Here is a 1,616-nt window from a genome sequence, read left to right on the forward strand (position 1 = left end):
AGGTACGCCTCCATCAGCCGCCGGCCCAGCCCCCGACCCTGTCCCTCGGGGAGCAGGTCGATGTGCAGGTGGGCGGGGTGAAGGGCGGAGAACTCCGGCACCAGCATCCGCTCGGCGTGGTGCAGCAGGTCCCGCATCTCCTCGTCCGGCGTGCTCGGGGACCCCACCGGAGCCGGATGACGGTCGGCCACGGTCGGCAGCCACCGCTCGCGGAACGCCCGGAAGAAGGCGGTGCTGTCCGCCGTGCCCACGATGTAGCCGAGCACCCGGCCGTCCTCCTCCGCGACCCGCACCAGATCCGGCTCCAGGGCGACGTACGGGCGCAGGAAGAGGTCGGGCAGCAGATCGTGGTCCCGGTACAGCTCCCGGGCGTCACCGCCGAGGTGGCCGGTGCGTACGCAGATGTCGGACAACGCCCCGAGGTCCTCCGGGCGTTGGAGGCGAACCACGGCATCGGTCGAGGTCATGCGGCCATCCTGGGGGTGCTTCGCGGCCCGCACAAGGGGGGACGCGCGAGGGGCCGCGCAGGGGGAGAAGGGCCCGGCCGGCCCCGGTTCCCGTGGCCCCGGGGCCGCCTGCGGTGCGGCTCAGCGCGGACGCGCCGGCTCCGGGGCGGTTCCCTCCCGCGGCCCGCGCAGCTTCTCCAGAGTCAGCCCGGTCGGGTCCACCTGCTCGATGCCCGCCGCGTCCAACGCCTCCTTGAAGTGCCGGCGCATGGCGCGCTCGGCGGCCGCCGCCCGCCCCGGCTGCACCTTCGCCGTGACCTTGATGACCATCGACTCCAGGGAGACCGACTCCAGCCCGAGCACCTCGGGGGTCTCCCACAGTTGCTCGTCCCACGGCTCCCGGCGCGCCAGGTCGGCCCCGGCCTCCTCCAGGACCCGGTGCACCCGCCCCGGGTCGGCGTCGCCCCGGACCTCGATCTCCACCGCCGCCGTCGCCCACCCCTGGCTGAGGTTGCCCACACGCTTGATCTCGCCGTTGCGCACGTACCAGACCTCGCCGTCGTCGGCCCGCAGGGTGGTGACCCGCAGGCCGATCTCCAGCACGGTCCCGGTGGCCTCGCCCGCGTCGATCCGGTCCCCCACCCCGTACTGGTCCTCCAGCAGGATGAACATGCCGGTCAGCACGTCGGTGACCAGGTTGCGGGCACCGAAGCCCAGCGCCACGCCCACGATGCCCGCGCCCGCCACCAGCGGGCCGAGTTGGATGCCGAGCTGGTCCAGCACCATCAGGGCGGCCGTCCCCGTCACCATCAGCGAGGCGACGCTGCGCAGCACCGAGCCGATGGCCGCCGCCCGCTGACGTCGGCGCTCGGGATGGGCCAACGGGTCCCGGGCCCCGCCGCGGGCCGCCGGGCGATCGGAACGCCCCACCCTCTCCACGGCCCGGGTGATGGCCCGGCGCAACACCGCGCGCACCACCACGGCGACGATCACGATCAACAGGATCCGCAGTCCGCCGGCGACCCACTTCTCCCAGTTCTCCTCTATCCAGGTCGCCGCCTCGGCGGTCGACGGGGAGGTCTCGCCGAGGACCGCGAGGAACCCCGGTGACCCCGGAGGTCCCGGTGACCCCGGGGTCGGGGAGGAGGAGAGGGACGGGGAGAACGGGAG

At 74.2% G+C, this 1,616-nt stretch carries 2 protein-coding genes; both read right to left on the reverse strand.

Annotation, left to right across the window (positions count from 1 at the left end):
* Positions 1-467 (reverse strand): GNAT family N-acetyltransferase (locus FNQ90_RS22515; protein ID WP_182608025.1); only part of this gene is annotated, 467 nt, incomplete at its 3' end.
* Between the two features lie 120 nt (positions 468-587).
* Positions 588-1,616, reverse strand: a 1,029-nt coding sequence (locus tag FNQ90_RS22520) for a mechanosensitive ion channel family protein (RefSeq protein ID WP_228471505.1), incomplete at its 5' end; no start/stop codon positions are given.

The sequence above is a fragment of the Streptomyces alkaliphilus genome (assembly GCF_014141535.1).
GTDB classification, from domain to species: domain Bacteria; phylum Actinomycetota; class Actinomycetes; order Streptomycetales; family Streptomycetaceae; genus Streptomyces; species Streptomyces alkaliphilus.